This window comes from Paenibacillus forsythiae T98 (genome assembly GCF_000520735.1).
Taxonomy (GTDB): Bacteria; Bacillota; Bacilli; order Paenibacillales; family Paenibacillaceae; genus Paenibacillus_AQ; species Paenibacillus_AQ forsythiae.
Genome location: NZ_ASSC01000672.1, coordinates 1 through 2,254 on the forward strand (window position 1 = coordinate 1; position 2,254 = coordinate 2,254).

Annotated in this window: 2 protein-coding genes; both read left to right on the forward strand. The window is 61.3% G+C overall.

The features are described 5' to 3' along the window. Nucleotides 1–1,944 (forward strand): 2-oxoglutarate dehydrogenase E1 component (locus L692_RS0120650; RefSeq protein WP_025701928.1); only part of this gene is annotated, 1,944 nt, incomplete at its 5' end. Nucleotides 1,945–1,975: 31 nt separating this feature from the next. Continuing rightward, nucleotides 1,976–2,254, forward strand: a 279-nt coding sequence (locus L692_RS0120655; RefSeq protein WP_025701929.1) for a biotin/lipoyl-containing protein, incomplete at its 3' end; no start/stop codon positions are given.

Genomic DNA, 2,254 nt, shown 5'->3' on the forward strand with positions numbered 1-2,254 from the left:
CGGCTGACGCTTGCCAACAACCCGAGCCATCTGGAATTCGTCAATCCGGTCGTGGAGGGCTTTGCGCGCGCGGCCCAGGAAGACCGGAGCGCTCCGGGGCTGCCCGGGCTGGATACGAACAAGGCCATGGCCGTGCTGATGCACGGGGACGCCGCCTTCCCGGGCGAAGGCATCGTGGCGGAGACGCTGAACATCGGCAAGCTTGAGGGTTATCAGAATGGCGGAACGATCCACATCATCGTCAATAACCGGATCGGCTTCACGACGGAGAGCGGGGATTCGCGCTCCACGCACTATGCGAGCGACCTTGCCAAAGGCTATGAGATTCCGATTGTCCATGTCAATGCCGACGATCCGGAGGCCTGCATTGCCGCCGTACGCCTGGCCAGCGCATACCGCAGCCTGTTCAAAAAGGATTTCCTGATCGATCTGATCGGTTACCGCAGGCACGGACATAATGAAATGGATGATCCCGAAATGACCCAGCCGATTGTGTACGGCAAGGTGAAGAATCATCCCACCGTTCTCCGGATTTATGCCGAAAGACTGGAGCGCGAGAAGGTGATTGCCGAGGGCGAGCTGACCAGGATGATCTCCGAAGCCGACCATGTGCTTCAGCAGGCCTATGAACGGATGAAAGAGGGCAAGCAGAAGACCGGGGAAACGAAGACGGCGGTCGCCCTGCAGGCCGAGGAGGCAAGTCCGGCGCCTACAGCCGTTCCGCTGGGCAGGCTTCAGAGCATCAACCGCCAGCTGCTGTCCTTCCCCGAGGGCTTCAAGGTGTACCCGAAGCTCCAGCGGATTCTGCAGCGGCGCAAGGATCAGTTAAGCGACGGGGAGAAGACGGATTGGGCGCTGGCCGAAACGCTGGCTTTCGCGACCATCCTCCAGGACGGAACGCCCATCCGGCTGAGCGGCCAGGACGCGCAGCGCGGCACCTTCTCGCAGCGGCATCTCGTTCTCCACGACAGCGAGTCGGGAAAGCTCTACTGCCCGCTTCACCGGCTTGAAGACGCCAAGGCTTCCTTCGGGGTCTACAACAGCCCGCTATCGGAGGCATCGGTGCTCGGCTACGAGTACGGCTACAATGTATTTGCGCCGGAGACCTTCGTGCTGTGGGAGGCGCAGTACGGCGATTTCGCCAATGCCGCGCAGGTCATTATCGACCAGTTCATTTCCGCCGGACGCGCCAAATGGACGCAGCGCAGCAACCTGGCCATCCTGCTGCCCCACGGCTATGAAGGCCAGGGTCCAGAGCACTCCAGCGGCCGATTGGAACGGTACTTGCAGTTGTCCGCAGAGGAAAACTGGACGGTTGCGAATCTTACCAGCGCCGCCCAGTACTTCCATCTGCTTCGCCGTCAGGCTTCACTGTGCGGACAGGCGGACGCAAGGCCGCTCGTCATCATGACGCCGAAGAGCCTGCTCCGCAATCCGCGCAGCGCTTCATCCGGCGCGGAGCTGGCGTCCGGCCAGTTTCAGGCCGTGCTGCCGGAACCGCTGCTCGGGCAGACTCCCGGCGCGGTGAAGCGCCTGGTCGTATGCAGCGGTAAAGTCGCCATCGACCTGCAAGCCGAGGTGGAAGCGGCGTCGGGACAGGATTTATCCTGGCTGCATATCCTGCGCCTGGAACAGCTCTACCCGTTCCCGGCGCGCGAACTGGCCGTCTTCCTGAACACGTTCACTTCCCTGCAAGAGATCGTCTGGGTACAGGAAGAGCCGAAGAATATGGGCGCCTGGAGCTACATCGAGCCTCGGCTGCGCGCCATAGCGCCGAATCATACCGCTGTACGGTATATCGGCCGTCCGGAACGCTCAAGCCCGGCCAGCGGCTATGCGGACGTCCATACCTTTGAGCAGCGCAGAATCGTCACGGAAGCACTGAACTTGAACTTGCCAACCAAAGCGCCTGTACCGTCTCCTTCCGGGACGGTGTCACGATAGCAATAATCACAATTTGGGGAGGTAGCGGCCTGTGTCCGATATTAAAGTGCCCGATCTGGGCGAATCCATTACCGAAGGCACGATCCATAAGTGGCTTGTAAAAGAAGGAGACCGTGTCGGCCAGGGGGACGTTCTGGCCGAGCTTGAGACAGATAAGGTCAACCTGGAAATCAGCGCGGAGGAGAGCGGCGTCATTTCCGCCATTTTGCGCAGAGACGGAGACAATGTCGCGGTCGGCGAAGTGATCGGCGTGATCGGCGGCGGCGGAAGCGGCGACGCCGGAGAGGCTTCGGCGGCTGACAGCGGCAAG